Origin of the sequence: Sinomonas notoginsengisoli (assembly GCF_021554725.1) — a bacterium.
Lineage (GTDB): Bacteria > Actinomycetota > Actinomycetes > Actinomycetales > Micrococcaceae > Sinomonas > Sinomonas notoginsengisoli.
The window spans coordinates 1-19,410 of the sequence record NZ_JAIZDP010000019.1 but is presented as its reverse complement, the minus strand read 5'-3'; the positions used below and the strand labels follow the sequence as shown (position 1 = coordinate 19,410).

16 protein-coding genes are annotated in these 19,410 nt (G+C 69.4%); 8 read left to right on the top strand and 8 right to left on the bottom strand.

All coding sequences use genetic code 11. The features are described from left to right. The 3 genes from LF262_RS16605 to LF262_RS16595 all read right to left on the bottom strand — a co-directional run. A partial coding sequence (locus LF262_RS16605; protein ID WP_235781520.1) for an enoyl-CoA hydratase/isomerase family protein occupies positions 1 to 450 on the bottom strand: 450 nt, incomplete at its 3' end. A gap of 23 nt (positions 451 to 473) precedes the next feature. Continuing rightward, on the bottom strand, positions 474 to 1,676 hold the full coding sequence (locus LF262_RS16600; protein ID WP_235781519.1) for an acyl-CoA dehydrogenase family protein: 1,203 nt from the start codon (positions 1,674 to 1,676) through the stop codon (positions 474 to 476). Between the two features lie 28 nt (positions 1,677 to 1,704). Then, the gene (locus tag LF262_RS16595; RefSeq protein WP_235781518.1) at positions 1,705 to 2,946 is read right to left on the bottom strand and encodes a CaiB/BaiF CoA transferase family protein; all 1,242 of its coding nucleotides are present in this window, start codon (positions 2,944 to 2,946) and stop codon (positions 1,705 to 1,707) included. A gap of 118 nt (positions 2,947 to 3,064) precedes the next feature. Here LF262_RS16595 and LF262_RS16590 point away from each other — a divergent pair, with 118 nt between their 5' ends. Beyond that, positions 3,065 to 3,994 (top strand): LysR substrate-binding domain-containing protein, encoded by a 930-nt coding sequence (locus LF262_RS16590; protein ID WP_235781517.1) that lies wholly within the window; start codon positions 3,065 to 3,067, stop codon positions 3,992 to 3,994. An 86-nt stretch (positions 3,995 to 4,080) separates the two neighbouring features. On the opposite strand, the gene LF262_RS16585 is transcribed toward LF262_RS16590, so the two are convergent. Further along, positions 4,081 to 5,466, bottom strand: coding sequence for an NAD-dependent succinate-semialdehyde dehydrogenase (locus LF262_RS16585; protein WP_268934001.1), 1,386 nt, complete (start codon positions 5,464 to 5,466; stop codon positions 4,081 to 4,083). 10 nt (positions 5,467 to 5,476) lie between these two features. Between LF262_RS16585 and LF262_RS16580 the strand changes: the two genes are divergently transcribed. The 4 genes from LF262_RS16580 to LF262_RS16565 are packed head-to-tail and all read left to right on the top strand — an operon-like array spanning position 5,477 to position 7,976. Then, a complete protein-coding gene (locus LF262_RS16580; RefSeq protein ID WP_235781515.1) occupies positions 5,477 to 5,815 on the top strand; it encodes a hypothetical protein in 339 nt (112 codons plus the stop codon). Positions 5,816 to 5,875: 60 nt separating this feature from the next. After that, positions 5,876 to 6,379 carry a LysM peptidoglycan-binding domain-containing protein gene (locus LF262_RS16575; protein ID WP_235781514.1) on the top strand — a complete coding sequence of 168 codons (504 nt, stop codon included), beginning with the start codon at positions 5,876 to 5,878 and terminating at the stop codon, positions 6,377 to 6,379. Positions 6,380 to 6,410: 31 nt separating this feature from the next. After that, positions 6,411 to 6,785, top strand: a complete 375-nt coding sequence (locus tag LF262_RS16570) for a DUF1622 domain-containing protein (RefSeq protein ID WP_235781513.1) — start codon at positions 6,411 to 6,413, stop codon at positions 6,783 to 6,785. Positions 6,786 to 6,821: 36 nt separating this feature from the next. After that, positions 6,822 to 7,976 carry an iron-containing alcohol dehydrogenase gene (locus LF262_RS16565; protein ID WP_235781512.1) on the top strand — a complete coding sequence of 385 codons (1,155 nt, stop codon included), beginning with the start codon at positions 6,822 to 6,824 and terminating at the stop codon, positions 7,974 to 7,976. 10 nt (positions 7,977 to 7,986) lie between these two features. Here LF262_RS16565 and LF262_RS16560 read toward each other — a convergent pair whose 3' ends face one another. Further along, the gene (locus tag LF262_RS16560) at positions 7,987 to 10,854 is read right to left on the bottom strand and encodes an FAD-binding and (Fe-S)-binding domain-containing protein (RefSeq protein WP_235781511.1); all 2,868 of its coding nucleotides are present in this window, start codon (positions 10,852 to 10,854) and stop codon (positions 7,987 to 7,989) included. 267 nt (positions 10,855 to 11,121) lie between these two features. Next, positions 11,122 to 11,820: an ArsR/SmtB family transcription factor gene (locus LF262_RS16555; protein WP_235781510.1), complete on the bottom strand. Its 699-nt coding sequence runs from the start codon at positions 11,818 to 11,820 to the stop codon at positions 11,122 to 11,124. A gap of 66 nt (positions 11,821 to 11,886) precedes the next feature. Here LF262_RS16555 and LF262_RS16550 point away from each other — a divergent pair, with 66 nt between their 5' ends. Continuing rightward, positions 11,887 to 13,137, top strand: coding sequence for an MFS transporter (locus LF262_RS16550; protein ID WP_235781509.1), 1,251 nt, complete (start codon positions 11,887 to 11,889; stop codon positions 13,135 to 13,137). Between the two features lie 166 nt (positions 13,138 to 13,303). Here the strand turns inward: LF262_RS16550 and LF262_RS16545 are convergent, their stop codons facing one another. Together LF262_RS16545 and LF262_RS16540 are read right to left on the bottom strand one after the other, a co-directional pair. Then, on the bottom strand, positions 13,304 to 13,732 hold the full coding sequence (locus LF262_RS16545) for a GlcG/HbpS family heme-binding protein (RefSeq protein ID WP_235781508.1): 429 nt from the start codon (positions 13,730 to 13,732) through the stop codon (positions 13,304 to 13,306). Beyond that, positions 13,729 to 15,915, bottom strand: a complete 2,187-nt coding sequence (locus LF262_RS16540) for a malate synthase G (RefSeq protein WP_235781507.1) — start codon at positions 15,913 to 15,915, stop codon at positions 13,729 to 13,731. The genes LF262_RS16545 and LF262_RS16540 overlap by 4 nt, the downstream gene beginning before the upstream one ends. Before the next feature lie 251 nt (positions 15,916 to 16,166). On the opposite strand from LF262_RS16540, the gene LF262_RS16535 reads away from it, so the two are divergent. Further along, the gene (locus tag LF262_RS16535) at positions 16,167 to 17,963 is read left to right on the top strand and encodes an L-lactate permease (protein ID WP_235781506.1); all 1,797 of its coding nucleotides are present in this window, start codon (positions 16,167 to 16,169) and stop codon (positions 17,961 to 17,963) included. Between the two features lie 50 nt (positions 17,964 to 18,013). Then, the gene (locus tag LF262_RS16530; RefSeq protein WP_235781505.1) at positions 18,014 to 19,396 is read left to right on the top strand and encodes an FAD-binding oxidoreductase; all 1,383 of its coding nucleotides are present in this window, start codon (positions 18,014 to 18,016) and stop codon (positions 19,394 to 19,396) included. Positions 19,397 to 19,410: the final 14 nt, after the last annotated feature.

The following is a 19,410-nucleotide window of genomic DNA, read 5'->3' as shown; positions in this document are numbered from 1 at the left end:
CGTCTCCGGGTTCCCCAGGCGCAGGGACTCCGTGCCGATCCGGAAGTCGGCCGCGTAGGCCAGCTCCGCCCCACCGCCCAGCGCGAACCCCTCCAGCGCCGCGACCACGGGCATCGGCAGGCGCGCGATCCGGTCGAACACGCCCGAGTTGATCCCCGCGAGCGCATCGTCCCGGCGCCGCTCCCTGAGCTGGGCGATGTCCGCCCCGGAGGCGAAGATCCCCTTCGCCCCCGACTCCGGATCCGCTGGCGTGCCCGAGAGGATCAGCACCTTCGGGTTCGCCTCCAGATACCCGCACACCGCGTGCAGCTCGTCCACCATGGACTGGTCGATCGCGTTGCGCACCTCCGGCCGGTCCAACCGCGCATGCAGCCGATCCCCCCACTCCTGAACCACCAACGTCCCGAAACCCGACGCGTCAAGGCGCGGCCCGCCGTCGTCATTGGTCACGATTTCCTCACTCCGGCTTGAGCTCAGCGGAACGCGGACAGGCCGGTGATGTCGCGGCCCACGATGAGGGACTGCATCGAGTCGGTTCCCTCGTAGGTTGCGACGACCTCCATGTCGGTCATGTGCCGGGCGATGTGATTCTCGAGCAGGAGGCCCTGGCCACCGAGCATGTCGCGTGCCTCGTTGCAGATCCACTTGGCCTTCTGAGACGTGGCCATCTTGACCATTGCGGCCTGCGCGCTGGTGAGCTCGTCCCGCTCGGCCAGCTCGGCCATGCGGTTGCACGTGAGCTGCATGGCAGTCAGCTCGCTGAGCATGTTCGCGAGCTTGTTCTGCACGAGCTGGTACGAGCCGATCGGGTTCCCGAACTGGATCCGGGTCTTCGCATACTCGCAGGCGATCTCGAACGCGGCCATCGCGTGGCCGACTGCCTCCCACGCCGCACCGCCGCGGGTGGCCTGCAGGACCCGGGCAACGTCCTTGAACGAGCGGCACCCCGTGAGCCGGTTCGCCTCGGGGACGCGCAGGCGGTCGATGACGATGTCGGCCTGGAGGATGGCGCGCTTGCCGACCTTTCCCGTGATCACGGTCGGGTTGTAGCCCGCGGGGTGGAGGCCGTCCGGACCCTTCTCCACCACGAAGCAGTTCACCTGGCCGTCGTCGACGTTGCGGGCGAACAGGACGACGACGTCGGCCGCGTGGCCGTTGCCGATCCAGCGCTTGTGCCCGTCGAGCACCCACTCGTCCCCATCGCGGCGGGCGCTCGTCTCCAGCGCCACCGAGTCCGAGCCGTGGTCCGGCTCCGTCAGCGCGAAGGCGCCCGTCGTTTCAATCCGGGCTAGGGAGGGCAGCCAGCGCTGCTTCTGCTCCTCGCTGCCGAGCATGCTCAGGGTGCCCATGCAGAGGTTGGAGTGCACTCCAAGAAAGGTGTTGATGCTCCCATCCGCGCGCGCCATCTCACGGGCGACCATTCCGGCTGCCTTCCGGCTCATGCCGGGGCATCCATAGCCTTTGATGAAGGTGCCGATAATGCCGAGCTCGGCGATGCCGGGCAGGATCTCGTACGGGAATTCCGCGCGTTCCCAGTATTCGTTGATGACGGGCAGGACGCGCTCGTGGGCGAAGGCGCGGACCTTGTCTCGGATCGCGATCTCCTCGGGCGTGAGGTCCTCGTCGAGACGGAAGTAGTCGGAAGTAGCCGTGGGTTCAGTGGTGGAGATCGACATGGTGGGTCCTTCGTGGGAGCGTGCGGAATTAGGACTGGGCGGGGCGGCTCTGCCCGAGCCAGGAGAGGACGGCGTCCCGGTCTGCGTCGAGCCCGGGGGGGAGCAGGTCGTAGGAGGCCGGTGTGCGTGAGAACGTCATGGGGTTCCGGATGCCCGGCAGCGCTCCGTCGCCATCGCCGACGGGGACGACAGGCTCCAGTCCAATCTCCTCGGCAAAGGTGATCCCGCGGCTTACATCGTTGATAGGAGCGCAAGGCAGCCGGGCCGCAGTGAGAATCTCGAACCACTCGGCCGCGCTGCGCACGGAGAGAAGGCCCGTGAGGAGCGGCCGAAGGGTCTCACGCGACATGCTGCGCTCATGCGCCGTGGCGAACCGCGGGTCGTCACGCAGGCGCGGCGCTCCGAGGGCGTCGCAGAGCGCTCTGAACTGGCGGTCGTTGCCAATGGCGAGGACGATCTCACCGTCCGCCGTCGGAAAGGGCCCGTAGGGGAAGATGCTCGGGTGGTCGTTGCCCATGCGCCTCGGGACGGTGCCGCTGAGCAGGTAGCCCGCAGTCTGGTTCACCATTCCGGACAGGGCCGAGGACATGAGGTTGACCTCGATGTGCTGGCCGGTGCCGCTCCTGGTGCGCTCGTTGAGAGCTGCCAGGATGCCGACGGCTGCGTGGAGGCCCGTCATGACGTCGAATACGGCGACGCCGGACCGGTATGCCGGAGCCTCGGGCTCCCCGGTGAGGCTCATGAGGCCGGACAGGGCCTGGACCAGCAGGTCATAGCCGGGCAGTGCGGCACCTTCGGCAGTCCCGAAGCCCGTGATCGACGCGTAGACAACCGTCGGATTCCCGTCGCGGACCGTCTCGTAGTCGAGGCCGAACCGCTCGAGTCCGTGCGGCTTGAAGTTCTCGACGACCACGTCGGCGCGAGCCGCGAGATCGCGGGCGGCGGCAAGGTCCTCGTCGTCGTCGAAGTCGAGGGCGATGGAGCGCTTGTTGCGGTTGATCGAGAGGTAGTAGGTCGATTCCCCGTCGCGGACCGGTGGCTTCCACGCCCGCGTCTCGTCCCCGGACTTTCCCTCGACCTTGAGGACGGTTGCGCCCATGTCGGCGAGCATCATGGTGCAGTAGGGGCCAGCCAGAACGCGGCTGAAGTCAGCGACCACGAGCCCCGCCAGCGGTCCGGACGACGAGCGGCCGAACGCGTCGTGGACAGCAGCAGCGGCTTCGGCCGGGATGTTGGAGTCCTGGTCCGTGGTGATCAATTGCGCAGTCATCCCAACATCTCCTCTGTCAACGTCTGCGGCGGCACATACCAACGGTCCCACCAATGATTAGTGCACGTCCAATACCTATTGCTCGCTTTATCCATGTCTTCGATGCAACAATCTTGGAATGGAGCTACAGCAGGTGCGCGTCTTCCTCGCCGTCGCCGAGGAGCTTCACTTCGGACGTGCCGCGGAGCGCCTGCACATGGCACAGCCCCCGGTCAGCCGGATCATCCGGCAGCTCGAGCGCGAGCTGAAGGCGGACCTGTTCGTGCGCAGCACACGCAACGTGCGGCTGACGGAGGAGGGCCTTGCCCTCATGGAGCCAGCCCGGGAGATGCTGGAGACGGCACGGCGCGCCGAATCCGCGGTCCAGGCCGCGAGCCGGGGCGAGGCGGGACTGGTCCGGGTCGCCTACTCGGGGGCCTCCACGCATATCCTGATCGGCATCCTCGCGCGCGAGGTCCGGCGGCGCTACCCCGGCATCACGTTCGGTCTGGACAGCCAGAACTTCGCCCTCCCGGCGCTCGGGAAGGTGCTGCGTGGCGAAGTCGAGATCTGCCTGGGCCGCTGGGACCTGCTCCCGGGCGGGGTCAGCAGGCGTGTCATCGCCGAGGAGCATCTCGTCGTCGCCGTCCCGGCATCGCACCGGCTCGCGGGGCAGGACGAGGTACACATCGCCGATCTGGCCGAAGAATCATGGGTCTCATTGCCCCCACACGAGGGTTCAGTCCTTGGGGACCGCCTGCGCCGCCTCAGCGTGGAGGCCGGATTCGACGCGGAGATCGTCCAGGTTGTCCCCGACTCGTGGACCGCTATGGCCCTCGTCGGCGCGGAAGTGGGGTGCTCCCTGACCCTGTCCTCAATGGCCGAGAACGTTGTGGACCCCCACGTCAGGTTCCTCAGGGTGCTCGATCCCACCCTGCCCATCCAGCTCCGTATGGCGTGGATGCCCAATGAGGAGAGCAAGGCCCTGGGCGCCGTCCTCCGGCTGGCTGAAGCTGTCTGGCCGTCAGGGGAACCGGCGGGCAGGGCCGACGGCGCGAGCTCGCCGTAGACGCGAAACGGCGCCCCCGATCCCGCCCACGCGCCGTCGGCGGAGGGTGGACAGAACCGGGGGCGCCGGCCAACAGGCTGCTATTCCTAGGTGGCGGCGCCCGCGGAGGGCTTGGGAATGCGCACGAGCTTCTTGTTCGCGAACTCGTTGATGCCGAAGCGCGAGAGCTCGCGGCCGACGCCGGAGAGCTTGACCCCACCGAACGGGAGGTCCGGGGCGCTGCGGCTGACGCTGTTGATCCAGACCATGCCGGCCTCGAGCTGGGCAGCGATCTCCCGGGCCGCGGCCTCGTCCGTCGTGTAGACCGAGGCGGCGAGTCCGTAGGCGGAATCGTTGGCGATCTCGACAGCGTCCGACGCGGATGAGGCGCGGTGGACGACCGCCACGGGGCCGAACAACTCCTCCGAGTAGGCGCGCGTCCCGGGGACGACGCCGGTCAGGACGGTCGGCGGGAAGAACGCGCCCTCGCGGCCCGGCGTGTCCCCGGCGATGGCGGTGGCACCGTGGAGGATGGCGTCGTCGACGATCTCGGCGAGCTCCTCGGCGGCTGCACGCGACGCGAGGGGGCCCAGCCTGGTCCCCAACTCCATGGGGTCGTCTGGCTGGACCGCCCTCATGGCCTCGGCGAAGCGCGAGAGGAACTCGTCATAGACCCCGTCTTCGACGATGAAGCGCTTCGAGGCCGTGCACGCCTGGCCGGCGTTGTACAGGCGGCCGGCGACGGCGTCGGAGACCGCCTTGTCGAGGTCGGCGTCGGCAAGGACGATGAAGGGGTCGGATCCGCCCAGCTCGAGGACGAACTTCTTCATGTGGCGGCCCGCAACCTCTGCCACCGCCGAGCCGGCCATTTCCGACCCGGTGAGTGAGACGCCGCGGACTCGAGGGTCCGCAACCATGGCCGCAATCTGGCCGCTCGTCGCGAACGCGTTGATGTAGACGCCCTCGGGCACGCCCGCCTCGTTCAGGATCGACTCGATGGCGAGCGCGGACTGTGGGCAGTTGCGGGAGTGCTTGACGATCACGGTGTTGCCCAGGACCACGTTGGGTGCCGCGAACCGCGCCACCTGGTAATACGGGAAGTTCCAGGGCATGACACCGACAATCGGGCCGATCGGCTCGGTGCGGACGATCGCCTCCCCGGGTCCGGCGATGCTCAGTTGCTCGTCGTCGAGGAACTCCTCCGCGTGGTCAGCGTAGTACTCGTAGATGTTCGCCACGAGGGCCACCTCTCCGCGTGCCTCGGCGATCGGCTTGCCGACCTCGAGGGTCAGGAGGGCTGCGAGTTCGTCCGCACGCTCGCGGTGGAGCTCGGCCGCCCGCTTCAGGACGGATGCACGGTCCTTGAGCGGGGCCTTCCGCCACGATGCGTAGGCCTCGGTGGACGCGGAGAGGACACCCTCGACCTCGGCGTCGTTCAGCGCGGGGAAGGACGCCACGGACTGGCCTGTGGCGGGATTGACAGTCTGGTACATGCTCACGGTGATGCAGTCTTTCCTTGCAGGGTCAGGACATGGAGGCGGTGGCACCGAGGACGATGCGCCCCGGGACCCCGCCGCCTTCGGCGCGCACTACAGCCTCCCCCAGGACGAGCTGCTGAACCTCTTCACGGTCAGCACCGGGGACAGCTGGGTAGCCCGGAACTGGGACTCCGTCTCCCAATGGACCGCGGACACCGCCCTCGCCGTGCTCCTGAAGGACCTCAAGGCCGCCCACCTCAAGGGCCTCGAGCACAACATCCCCATGCCCTTCAACGCCCTCTCCTCCACCCAGCTCTTCCACTCCATGGCCAAGGAACCGCAGGCCGACCGCACTGCGCGCTGATTCTTGGCTCCGCTCGTGCCAAGCGTGACAGCCAGCGGGCCACACACCAGACTGGGGTGCATGTCGATCCTGCCGCAGATCAGCCTCCGCACCCCCCTCCCCTTCGACATCCTCGGCGCACAGGTAGTTGTGGCCGGGCTCGGCGCAGCGTTCGAGGGGGTCTACGGCTCCGTGGTGGTACGCGACGCCGCGGGCCACATCGTCGCGGAATCGAACCTCATGGGCGGGGGCAACGGATTTTCCCTGTTCCACAGCGCCTTCGGGCTCGGCACACCGTCGACGCCGGAAGGCACCGTCACCGTCCAGGCCACCAACCCGAGTGGCCTGCCCGAGAACGCCGCATCGGTGACCGTGCCTGTGACGTTCGGCCGCACGCTCATGGGCGGGACCTACTCGGGATTCTCGCTCCACACCGTGGTGCCCGGCGACACGCTCTCCGGAATCGCGCAGCAGTTCTACGGCGACGCGAACAAGTACGGGCTCATCTTCACCGCCAACCGCGACATCCTGTTCGACCCCAACGTCATCTACCCGGGACAGGCCCTCCGGATCCCCCAAGCGTGACGACCGGCCCTGTGAAGCAAGGGGGAGCTGCATGGACTTCCGTTCAACCATCGAGGCAATTGGGCAATACGTCGATATCGCTGGCGTCGCCGCCATGGTCATCGGAGCGCTGGTCTCGATTCCGCTCGCGTTCCGGCGCACGAACGGCGGCGGACCAATCAGCGTGTACAGGTCCTACCGCCAGCGCCTCGGGCGCTCGATCCTGCTCGGCCTCGAGCTGCTGGTCGCGGCGGACATCATCCGCACCGTCGCCGTGACGCCCACCCTCGACAGTGTGGCCGTTCTGGCAGTCATCGTCGCAATCCGTACGTTCCTGAGCTTCTCGCTCGAGCTCGAGATTACGGGCCGCTGGCCGTGGCAGAAGGCCTCACCTTCGGAGAGACTGGGGAACGTGCCGACACCGTAGTGTGCCTGGCCTCGACGACGAGCGGGAGGTAGCGCCATGACGTTTCAGATCACCTTGCCCAGGACCATGAAGGTGGGCGCAGGTGCGATCCAGGAGCTGGGCGAGACCGTGAGGGAGCTCGGGTCTGAGCGGCCCCTGGTGGTGACGGACCCGTTCATGAAGGAGTCGGGGACCGTCGATTCCGCGCTCGAGTCGCTTCGCGGGGCTGGCCTGAACACCGCGCTGTATGCCGAGTGCGTCCCGGACCCGACCACCGATTCGCTCGAGGGCGGCCTCGCCGCAGTGCGGGAACACGGCGCCGACCTCCTCGTGGGCTTCGGCGGCGGAAGCTCGATCGACACGGCGAAGGCGCTCGGCTTCCTCTCCCTCAATGACGGCCCGATGCGCAACTACAAGGCGCCCAAGAGCAACACCGGCCCGGCCCTTCCGGTCGTCGCCGTCCCCACCACTGCAGGCACCGGCTCCGAGGCGACGCAGTTCACCATCATCAGCGACTCGGAGACGGACGAGAAGATGCTCTGCACGGGGCGCTCGTTCCTCCCGATCGCTGCGGTCGTGGACTACGAGCTGACCCTGTCCATGCCCGCCCGCCTGAGCGCGGACACGGGCGTCGACGCGCTCACCCATGCAATCGAGGCCTACGTGAGCCGCCGTGCAAACCCCTTCTCGGACAGCTTCGCGCTCTCCGCCATGACGGCGATCGGCCGGAACCTCCGCGAGGTGTACAAGGACGGCTCCAACCGTCAGGCACGCGAGGCCATGATGCTGGCCGCGACCCAGGCAGGCATCGCGTTCTCCAATTCGAGCGTGGCCCTCGTGCACGGCATGAGCCGGCCGATCGGCGCGCACTTCCACATCGCGCACGGACTCGCCAACGCGATGCTCTTCCCCGCGGTCACCGAATTCTCGGTCTCGGGTGCAGAATCCCGCTACGCGGACTGCGCCCGCGCGCTCGGCGTCGCAGACGGGGACGACGCCGCCGCAGCCCAGGCGCTCGTGGACGAGCTCAAGAAGCTGAACAGTGACCTCGCGGTGCCGACGCCTCATTCACGAGGCATCAGCCGAGCCGACTGGGACCGCGCGGCGCCGATCATGGCTGAGCAGGCGCTCGCCTCCGGTTCGCCCGGCAACAATCCGGTGGTCCCCACCGCGGCCCAGATCGAGGAGATCTACGCCACGGTCTACGGCTGATTACCCCGGATCAAGGCTTCCCGTCGCGCCGCAGGGCCGCCGCGAGCACCTGCACGAGGTGCCGCCCCTCGAGCCCGGCGAGGTCCGCGACCTGGGTGCGGCACGAGAACCCGTCCGCGAGGATTGCCCGGTCGGGAGAGGCCTCGGCCCGCGCCAGGACCCCGCCCCGGGCAATCGCCTCGGAGACCTCATAGTGCCCAGCCTCCATGCCGAAGTTCCCCGCGAGCCCGCAGCAGCCGGCCGAGACCTCGACATCGCACGCGGCGGCGGCGAGCAGCTGCCGGTCTGCGTCGAACCCCATCACCGAGTACTGGTGGCAGTGCGGCTGGGCGAGCAGCTTCTCCCCCGAGCGCGGCGGCCGCCAGCCAATTCCCGTCAGGAACTCGGCCACGGTCTTCACCGCCCCCGCGAGTTCAACGGAACGCGGGTCGTCCGGCAGGAGGTCCGTGAGGTCGGACCGCAGGGTTGCCGTACAGCTCGGCTCGAGCCCGACCACTGTCCGTCCTGCCCGCACGTGCGGGACAAGGACGTCGAGCGTCCTGCGCAGCCGGGCCTTGGCAGCGTCGAGCTGGCCCGTGGAGATGTAGGTGATGCCGCAGCAGGCGCCGGGACCGGCCACCTCGACGTCGCACCCGGCCGCCTCCAGCACGGTCAGCGCGTCCCGCGGGATCTCGGGGTCGAGCGCATCGGAAAAGGTGTCGACCCACAGCAACACCTTCGGGGCGCCTTCCGCTGCCCGCCCGCCCGATGACGCACGACGCCGCGGTGCCCGGTCCCAGCGGAACGGCGCCTTGGGCAGGCGGGGCAGCGAGCGGCGACGGTCCGCGCCCAAGGCGGCGAGCGCCGTCGTGCGCAGGAGCGGGACTCGGGCCGAGAGGTTGAGCACGGCAGCGAACGGGGCGACGAGCCGGAGCCACTGCGGAAGCCGGCCGAGGGTGTAGTGGCTGCGAGGGCGGAAGCGGCCGCGGTAGGAGCGGTAGAGGGTCTCGGACTTGTACCGGGCCATGTCGACCCCGGCGGGGCAGTCACTCGCGCAGGCCTTGCAGCTCAGGCACAGGTCGAGTGCGGCGTGGACCTCGGGCGAGCGCCAGCCGTCACGGACCACCCCGCCGTTGAGCATCTCTTGCAGGGCGCGCGCCCGGCCGCGGGTCGAGTCCTTCTCCTGGTGCGTCGCGATGAACGAGGGACACATGAACCCGCCACCGTCGCGCACGTCAGCCCGACACTTCCCCACCCCGACGCAGCGGTGGACCGCCTTGGTGACGCTGCCGCCGTCCTCGGCGAAGGCGAAGCCCCGATCCGCGAGGAGTTCAACGGCGTGTGGGCGTCGGAGGTCCGCGTCCACCTTTGCGGGGTGCACCACGATGCCCGGGTTGAGGAAGTCCGCGGGGTCGAAGAGTGCCTTGAACTCGGCCATCGCGGAGAGTGCGTCGGCGCTGTACATGGCGGGCAGGAGCTCGGAGCGGGCGCGACCATCGCCGTGCTCGCCCGAGAGGGCCCCGCCGTGCTCTGCGACGAGCGCCGCGGCACGCTCGAGGAACTGCCGCATGCGCGCGCCGTCGTGCTCGAGGGGGAAGTCGAGGCGGAGGTGCACGCAGCCGTCACCGAAGTGCCCGTAGGCCATGCCGGTGAGGCCCTCGCTCTCCATGAGTGCGGTGAGGCCGCGCAGGTAGTCGCCGAGGTGCTCGGGCGGGACGGCGGAGTCCTCCCAGCCGGGCCACGCCTGGTGCCCGGCCGGTGTGCGGCCCGCGAGTCCCGAGGCGTCTTCGCGGATGCGCCACAGGCGGTTCGCCTCGTCCCCGGCCTCGAGGACGAGCGTCTTGTCCGTCGAGGCGGCCTGCGCGAGGCTCCGTGCGGCCTCGGCCGCTTCCTCGGGAGTGTCCCCGGGGACCTCGGCGAGGAGGAGGCAGCCGCCGTCAGGATGGTCGGGGACGCTGCCTGGGCCCTTGGCCTCGCGGACCATGTCGAGGAGGCGCGTGTCGAGTCCCTCGAGCGCCAGCGGGTGGAAGCGCAGGAAGTTCGGCACGTCGTCGGCCGCGGTGGCGAGGTCGCGGTATCCGAGGACGGCGAGCGCGGGCGCCTTGGCCTTGGGCACGAGGCGGAGCGTGGCCTCGAGGAGCACGCCGCATGTGCCCTCGGTGCCGACGAGGGCGGCGGCTAGATTCGACCCGTTCTCGGGCAGGAGGTGGTCGAGCCCGTAGCCGGACACCTGCCGGTGGAAGCGGCCGAACTCCGTTCGCAGCAAGCCCAGCCGCCTGTCGACGAGGGCGCGGAGGCCAGGAACGGCGTCAAGGGTGCCCTGACCCGCCGTGATCACCTCTCCGGTGCCCGTGAGCCAGGTCAGCGAAACGACGTTGTCCGCTGTGCGGCCGTAGGACATGGCGTGGGCACCGCAGGCATTGTTGCCGATCATCCCACCGAGCGTGCAGCGCGTGCCGCTCGCCGGGTCGGGGCCGAAGCGCAGGCCGTGCGGGGCGCACGCGGCTTGAAGGTCACTCAGCACAACCCCGGGTTCGACCACCGCCGTCTTCGCGTCCGGGTCGAGGGCGAGGATGCGGCTGAGGTGGCGCGAGGTGTCGATCACGAGACCCGTCCCCACGGCGTTGCCTGCCATCGACGTGCCCCCTCCGCGCATCGTCACCGGGACGCCATGCCTCTGGGCAGCAGCCACGGCCGTGAGGATGTCCTCGCGGGAGCGCGGAAGCACCACAACCCCCGGGACCACCCGGTAGTTCCCGGCGTCGGAGGAGTAGAGGGCGCGGGCCACGGACGAATCGTCGACCTCGCCGTCGATCGTGCCGCGCAGCTCGTTGACGAGGGACTGGACGGAATTCGGGCTGCGGGGAATGCCCTGTGGGCGCTGCGCGATCGACGTCATGGTCCAGTGCTACCCCGGATTCCGCGCGAATCACAGGTCCAGGGAGCCACTGCCCACCCGGTGTAGAGATTCAGCGGCTCTGGAGGCGAGATCAGCCTCGAGCGTCCGCAGCCCTCGCGCTCTGGTCGACGAAGCGCAAGCGAGCACCCGCGTTCGTTCGCTCGTGCCCAGATTGGCCGATCCCATTCGGCGTGTCGCGGCCGGCGCGCCGAGCCGGAGCACCGGGACATCGTCCCACGTGAGCAGGAACGGACAGGGGGACCGAGGCTACGCCGCCGGGCCCGACTCGACCGCCATTCCTGCGAGCCGCCACTCGAGCATGCCGTCCTCAAGCCGGCGCGCGGCGATGCCGTGCGCACGCAGGATGTCGAGGGCGTCATAGGCCATGACGCAGTAGGCACCGCGGCAGTATGCGACCACCTCCGAGCCTGCGGGGAGCTCGGCAAGCCGCGCGTCGAGCTCGTCGACCGGGATGGATACGGCTCCCGGCACATGTCCGGCGCGGAATTCCGCGGAAGGGCGCACGTCTAGGACCGTCACAGTCCCGGCGGCCGCCCGCTCAGCGAGGTCCTCGCGCGTGAGCCCTTCCTCGCCGGCCCGGTGCCCCGCGAGCCGCAGGTACGCTGCCCGCCGCGGCTCGACGTCGGCCACGCGCTCCTGGGCGACGCCCCGCAGGAGCGCGTAGAGCCGCAGGACATCGGGCCCGGCCGCGCCATAGTAGATCTTGGTCCCGTCGCGGCGGGTTGTGACAAGCCCGGCCTGACGGAGCGTCTGAAGGTGCGCCGACGCGGTTGAGAGCCCGAGGCCAGCGGCCTCAGCGAGCGCTTCGACGCTCCTCTCCCCCTGTGTGAGCAGGTCCAGGAGCTCGAGCCGCTTCCCATTCGCGAGCGCCTTGCCCACCCGCGCGAACGCCTCGAACAGCGCCGCCTTGTCGGCCCGCTTCCCCGTTCCAAACTTCTCGGCCATCTTATCCTCCAAAGATCCATGTAATACTGGATACTACAGTATTCCATGTTTCCTTGGAGAACCACCATGGCAGCACCGAGCCCCCCGGTCCTGGGCCTGAAGCAAAACCTCTCCCAGTTCATGCTCCTCGTCGCGGTCAACGCGCTCGTGGGCGGCACGCTCGGGCAGGAGCGCACGGTCCTGCCACTCCTAGCCACCCAGGAGTTCAACCTGGGCCTCCACACGAGTGCCCTGACGTACATTCTCGCGTTCGGCCTGTCCAAGGCCGCGATGAACTACTTCGCGGGCACGCTCTCGGACCGATTCGGCCGCAAGCCGGTGCTCGTGGCCGGCTGGCTTCTGGCGATCCCCGTGCCACTCATGCTGATCGTCGGACCGAACTGGGGCTGGATCGTCGCAGCGAACGTGCTCCTTGGCCTGAGCCAGGGCCTCACGTGGTCCACCACGGTGGTCATGAAGATGGACCTCGTAGGCCCGAACCAGCGAGGCCTCGCCATGGGCTTCAATGAAGCAGCGGGATACCCCGGCGTCGCTCTCACCGCGCTCGCCACCGGCTACATCGCCGCCCAGTACGGCCTGCGCCCGGGCCCGTTCCTCGTGGGCGCCGCGTACATCGGACTCGGCCTCGGCCTCTCTGTCCTGACGGTCCGCGAGACCCACCACCACATGAGGCTGGAGGCCGCCCAGCACGCTTCAGTGCACCACTCCGCCCACGGAAACCTCACCAACGGCCAGGTCTTCGCCCTCACGAGCTTCAAGGACCGCTCCCTCTCGGCCGTGAGCCAAGCCGGCCTGGTCAACAACCTCAACGACGGCCTCGCCTGGGGCCTCTTCCCCGTGCTGTTCGCCTCGGCGGGACTGAGCCTGGGCCAGATCGGCGTCCTCGCGGCCGTCTACCCTGCGGTGTGGGGTGCGGGCCAGCTCGTCACGGGGGCGGCGTCGGACAGGTACGGGCGCAAATGGCTCATCGCCGGCGGCATGGGCGTGCAGGCCGCCGGGTTGGCGATGGTCGCCGCCGGGCATGACTTCGGCATCTGGCTCGCCGCAGCGGTGCTCATCGGACTCGGTACCGCGATGGTCTACCCCACACTGCTCGCGGCGATCGGCGACGTCGCGCACCCCACCTGGCGCGCCCGCTCGGTGGGCGTCTACCGCCTCTGGCGCGACGGCGGTTTCGCTGTCGGCGCGCTCGTCTCCGGCGTGCTCGCCGACCTCTACGGGCTTCCGGCGGCGATCGCGGCCGTGGCCGGCCTCACGGCGCTCTCGGGGGTGGTCGTCGCGGTACGCATGCGCGGCGACGACCACGCGGCCCGGTAGCGGGGGCTGGTCACCGGCGGTGCCGCCACGGAAGGAGGCGTACGACGGCGGGTGCGGAACCCGCCGTCGTACGCCTCCGGAGCCTGAGGTTCTGCCAGCTTTACATGCCTGTTAGAGCATATGCCCGAGGAGGCACGCCCCCGAAGGACGCGCAGGGAACACGGGCTCAGGCCACCTGTGCGGTGAGGCCCACGGCCTCGATGGCCTTCGATGCGGCCGTCTCGTCGTTGTCGGAGGTGTCCCCGCTGATGCCGACCGCCCCCTCGACGCTTCCGTCGGTCCCGCGGACGATCACGCCGCCCGGCACCGGGACGAGGCGTCCGCCCAGGGCCGCGGCGGCCGCAGTGATGAAGTAGGCCTGCTGCTCGGCGCGCTCCATGAGGGCCCGGGAGCCCATGCCGAGGGCGAGTGCGCCGTACGCCTTGCCGTGGGCGATTTCGAATCGGTTGTTCGAGGCGCCGTCCTCGCGGGCTGCGGCCACGAGGTGGCCCCCGGCGTCGAGCACCACCACGGTCAGCGGCTTGAAGCCGTTCTCCCGGCCCACGGCGAGGGCCTCGTCGACCACCGTGCGGGCCGCGGCCAGTCCGATGCTCATGAGGCGCTCCTGACCAGACCGGTGGCGCGCTTCTGCGCCTCGCGGCGGCGGTGCAGGATCGGCTCGGTGTACCCAGAGGGCTGGCTGGCGCCTTCGAGCACGAGCTCGCGGGCGGCGAGGAACGCCTCGGAGTCGAATGAAGGCGCCATGGGCACGTAGTCCGGGTCCCCGGCGTTCTGCTCGTCGACCACGGCGGCCATGCGCCGCAGCGAGTCCTCCACCTGCTCCCGGGTGATGATGCCGTGCAGGAGCCAGTTGGAGATGTGCTGGGAGCTGATGCGGCACGTGGCCCGGTCCTCCATCAGCGCGGTGCCCTCGATGTCGGGGACCTTGGAGCAGCCCACGCCAGCACTCACCCAGCGGACCACGTAGCCGAGGGTGCTCTGGATGTTGTTGTCCAGCTCGTTGCGGCGGGCGTCCTCGTCCCACTCGGCGGGGTCGCCGAGGGGGATGGTCAGCAGCTGCCGGAGGGTGGAACGACGGCCGGTGCCGAGCTCCGCCTGGCGGGCGTCCACGTCGACCTGGTGGTAGTGGATCGCGTGCAGGGTCGCGGCGGTCGGAGACGGGACCCAGGCGCAATTGGCCCCGGCGAGCGGGTGCGCGATCTTCGCCTCGAGCATGTCCGCGAGGTTGTCCGGTGCGGCCCACATGCCCTTGCCGATCTGGGCCCGGCCGCGGAAGCCGCACTCGAGCCCGATGTCCACGTTGGAGTCCTCGTACGCCTTGATCCAGCTCGTGGAGCGCATGTCCGCCTTGCGGACCATCGGGCCGGCGAGCATCGATGTGTGGATCTCGTCGCCGGTGCGGTCGAGGAAGCCGGTGTTGATGAACACCACCCGCTCGCGGGCCTGGAAGATGCACGCCTTGAGGTTCGCCGAGGTGCGGCGCTCCTCGTCCATGATCCCGATCTTGAGCGTGAGCGGCTCGAGGCCGAGCACGGACTCGGCGCCGGCCAGCAGGGCGCAGGCCACAGCGACCTCATCCGGCCCGTGCATCTTGGGCTTGACGATGTACACGGATCCCGCACGCGAGTTGCCGCCAGCATGGGGGCCGCGCAGGTCGTGGACCGAGCCGAGCCCGGTGAACAGGGCGTCGAGGATCTCCTCGGGCACGCGGTTCCCGGCGGAGTCGAGGACGGCGTCGCTGGTCATCAGGTGGCCCACCTGGCGGATGAGCAGGAGCGAGCGGCCGGGCAGCGTCAGTTCAGACCCGTCGGGGGTCGTGTAGGCCCGGTCAGCGTTGAGCCGCCGGCTGAAGGTGCGTCCTCCCTTGCTCACATCCGCCGTGAGCGTGCCCTGCATGAGCTGGAGCCAGTTGCGGTAGCCGGACACCTTGTCCTCGGCGTCCACGGCCGCGACCGAGTCCTCGAGGTCCATGATGGTGGTGAGCGCGGCCTCGAGCACCACGTCCTTCACGCCGGCGGCGTCGGTGGACCCGATGGGGTGGCTGCGGTCAATCTGGATCTCGGCGTGCAGGCCATGGTGGGCGAGCAGGATGGCCTCGGGCGCGTCTGCCTCGCCGCGGTAGCCGGCGAGCTGCGCGGGGTCGGCGAGGCCGGTCGCGCCGTCGGACGTCTCGGCCACGAGGGCGCCGTCCTCGATCCGGTAGGCGGTGGCATCCGAGTGGGAGCCGCGGGCGAGAGGCGCGCTCTCGTCGAGGAACTGGCGGGCACGGGCGATCACCGCTGCGCCGCGGACGGGGTTGTAGTCCGCCGTCCGCTCGCGGCCCTCGGCCTCGTCGATCACATCCGTGCCGTAGAACGCGTCGTACAGAGAGCCCCAGCGTGCGTTCGCGGCGTTGGCGGCGAAGCGGGCGTTGAGGAGCGGAACCACGAGCTGCGGGCCGGAGATGCTCGCGATCTCCGGGTCAACGCGGTCGGTCGAGATGCGGAAATCCCCGGGCTCGTCGACGAGGTAGCCGATCGAGCGCAGGAACGCCTCGTAGGCGTCCTGGTCGATGCGACCCTCGCCGGCGGAGCGGTGGAACTCGTCGATCTGCTCCTGGATCCGGTCCCGGACGGCGAGCAGCTCCTGCACCCGCGGGGAGAACTCCTCGATGAGCGCCGCGGCGCCGGACCAGAAGGCGTCCTCCTCGATGCCGGTGCCGGGGAGGGCCTCGTCGCGGACGAACGCGTGGAGCGCTTCAGCGACGCGCAGCCCGTGGAGGTCGATTCGATCAGCCATGATGACTCCTCGTAATGAAAGCATAGTTTCGCAATGCGGAAATACAGGTCAACTGCCTCGAAGGTAGCCAGCCCTAGGACCTGCTGTCAAACGCGGCCCACATCACTGAGGTCCCCAGGCGCACGTGGACTGACCACAGTGTGGACAGACCATTGACCAGTGGCGCAGATCACCTCTAGACTCCTTAAGGCTTTCGGATGACGGAAACAATCTTCCGGCTGCATGCGGCCGCCACAGACAAAGGAGTCTCTGTGAGTACCTTCCATCAACTCGTCGATCCGCTGAACGGGTCACTTGCCCTCTCCGCGTTCCTCGCGGCCCTTCCTCTCCTCCTGCTGTTCGCGATGCTCGGCATCTTCCGGACGAAGGCGTGGAAGGCCGCCGTCGCGAGCCTCGTCCTCTCGGTCATCCTCGCCATCGTGGTCTGGCAGATGCCGATAGGACAGGCGCTCTCGGCCACCGCCGAGGGAGCCTTCTATGGCGTGTTCCCGATCCTGTGGATCCTCATCAACGCCCTGTGGGTCTACAAGCTGACCGTCGCCACCCGCTGGTTCGACGTGCTCGGCACCACCATCCGCTCCATCTCGGCCGACCTGCGGATCCTCGTAGTCCTCATCGCCTTCTGCTTCGGCGCGCTGCTCGAGGCCCTCGCCGGATTCGGCGCCCCCGTGGCGATCACCGCAGCGATGCTCGTAGCGGCCGGCATGAAGCCGCTCAAGTCGGCCATCGTGTCGCTCCTCGCCAACACGGCGCCCGTGGCCTTCGGGGCCATGGCCTCGCCGGTCATCGCGCTCAGCGGTGTCACCGGCCTCCCCCTCGGGACCGTCTCGGCTATGGCAGGCCGGCAGACCCCGTTCCTCGCCCTGATCGTTCCGCTGCTGCTCGTCTTCATCGTGGACGGCAAGCGCGGCGTCCGGCAGACCTGGCCCGCGGCAGTGGTCGGCGGTGTGGTGTTCGCAATCGTCCAGTTCCTCACCTCGAACTTCTTCACTGTCGAGCTCACCGACGTCCTGGCGAGCATCGTCGCCATTGCGGCCGTCCTGCTCCTGCTGCGCGTATGGCAGCCCGCCGAGCTGCTCGAGGCGGACACCTCTGTGGACCACGAGGCCGAGACCGTGCACGCCCAGCAGGGCGTAGCGGCCGCGCATGACGCCGATACCTCCTCCGCAACGGCCGGCACCTCATCACGGAGGGGCTCCTCCGAGGCGGGCACCTCCGCTGGCGGCGCCTCCGCTAGAGGCTCCTCCGAGGCGGGCGCGGCGGGCGAGTCCCGGCTGGGCGGCGCACCGACCGAGGTCACACGCCCCGGTGCCCGTGAGATCTGGATGGCGATTGCGCCCTATCTCGTGATCATCGTGGTCTTCTCCCTGTCCCAGATTCCGGCGATCAAGACCTGGCTCACGGCCGTGGGCGGCTTCTCCTTCCGCTGGCCGGCCCTCGACGTCGTGGACCCTGCCGGCAAGCAGGTGGGATCCACGACCATACGCTTCGACCACCTCAAGGCGACGGGCACGCTGCTGCTCATCTCGGGCCTCATCACCCTCGCCCTGTACCGCATTCCGTTCGGGCGGGGCGTACGGATCTACGGCGAGACGCTCAAGGTCCTGCGTTGGACCATCCTCACGGTCAGCGCCGTCCTGGCACTCTCCTTCGTCATGAACATCTCCGGCCAGACGGGCACCCTCGGAATTGCCCTGGCCTCCGCGGGCGGCATCTTCGCCCTCCTCTCCCCCGTTCTGGGCTGGATCGGCGTGGCCCTCACCGGCTCGGACACCTCCTCGAACTCCCTGTTCGGCCAGCTCCAGGTCACCGCGGCTGCGCACACCGGGCTCTCCCCGGTCCTCATGGCCGCGACCAACTCCTCTGCCGGTGTGCTCGGAAAGATGCTCTCGCTCCAGAACCTCGCGGTCGCCGCAGCCGCCGTGGGCCTCGATGGCTCCGAGGCCACACTCTTCCGCCGCCTCCTCGGCTGGAGCCTGGGGCTCCTCGTGGCCCTCACGGGCCTCGTGGTCCTCCAGACGGGGGTCCTGTCCTGGATGGTCCCGTGACCGGCCGGCACACGTCCCCTACCGCCACCACAACACCTGAGAAGGCATCAATGACGCTGAACATCGAGGCCGCCGACGCCATGAACACTGACACCCGAGCGTTCACGGCGCATCCCCGCGCCTCCTTCGACGCCGCTGCCCGCACCGCCGCAGCCACCGACCGCTCCGGCTACGAGCCGCCCACCCTGCCGGACGCCGTCGTCCACGCCGAGTCGGTCGAGGACGTGGTCCAGGCTCTCCGGCTGGCCCACGAGCACCGGCTTCCCGTGGTGCCGCGGGGCGCGGGCACCGGACTCGCCGGCGGTTCGAGCGCCCACGCCGGAGAAGTTGTGCTCGACGTCTCCCGCATGAACCGGATCCTGAGCATCGACCCCGTCGAAATGGTTGCGGTGGTCGAGCCGGGGGTCCTCAACGCCGAGGTGAACGCCGCCGCGGCCGAGCACGGCCTCTTCTACGCGCCCGATCCGGCGAGCACGGCCATCTGCTCAATCGGCGGCAACATCGCCACCAACGCGGGCGGCATGTGGTGCGCCAAGTACGGGGTGACCAGGGAATCGGTGCTCGGGCTGAAGGTGGTCCTCGCGGATGGGCGCGTTCTCCGCACCGGCCGCTCCACCATCAAGGGTGTCACGGGCTACGACCTCAACGCCCTGTTCATCGGCTCCGAGGGGACCCTCGGCGTGGTGGTCGAGGCGACCCTGCGACTCCGGCCCCGCCCGGTGCGCACCGAGACCCTCGCAGCCTACTTCCCCGACGTGGAGGCGGCCGGCCGCGCCGCTTCGGCGATCACGGCCGCGCGCATCCAGCCCTCGATCCTGGAGCTCATGGACGGCCCGACCCTCGACGCAGTCGACCGGGCCGAGGGCACCCGACACCGTGAGCTGGGCGGCGCGTTCCTGCTGGCCCAGACGGACGGCTTCGGCGCACACCTCGAACTCGACGCGATCGGCGACGCGATCGCCCCGTTCGCCTCGAACGTCCACCGGGCGGCCGACGCGGCGGAGGCCGAGGCCCTGGTTAAGGCGCGCAGGGACGCGATTCCCTCTCTCGAGAAGCTCGGCCGGGTGTCCATCGGCGACATCGCCGTGCCGCGCAATCGTCTTGCGGAGGCCTTCACCGGGCTCGAGGAGATCGGAGCCCGGACCGGTGCCAGGATCTTCAGCGTGGCCCACGCCGCGGACGGCAACCTGCACCCCATGATCGTGGTCGACCCCGATGAGTCCATCACCGCCGGCCCCGCGAAGGCGGCCCTCGCGGACATGTTCCACCTCGCGCAGCGGCTCGGCGGCACGCTGACGGGCGAGCACGGTGTGGGCATCCTCAAGCGCGAGTGGGTCGGCGAGGAACTGGGCGAGACCTCCGTCTCGCTCCAGCACGCCATCAAGGCCACCCTTGATCCCTCGGCAATCCTCAATCCGGGCAAGGCCATCTGAGCCCTCTCCTGAGG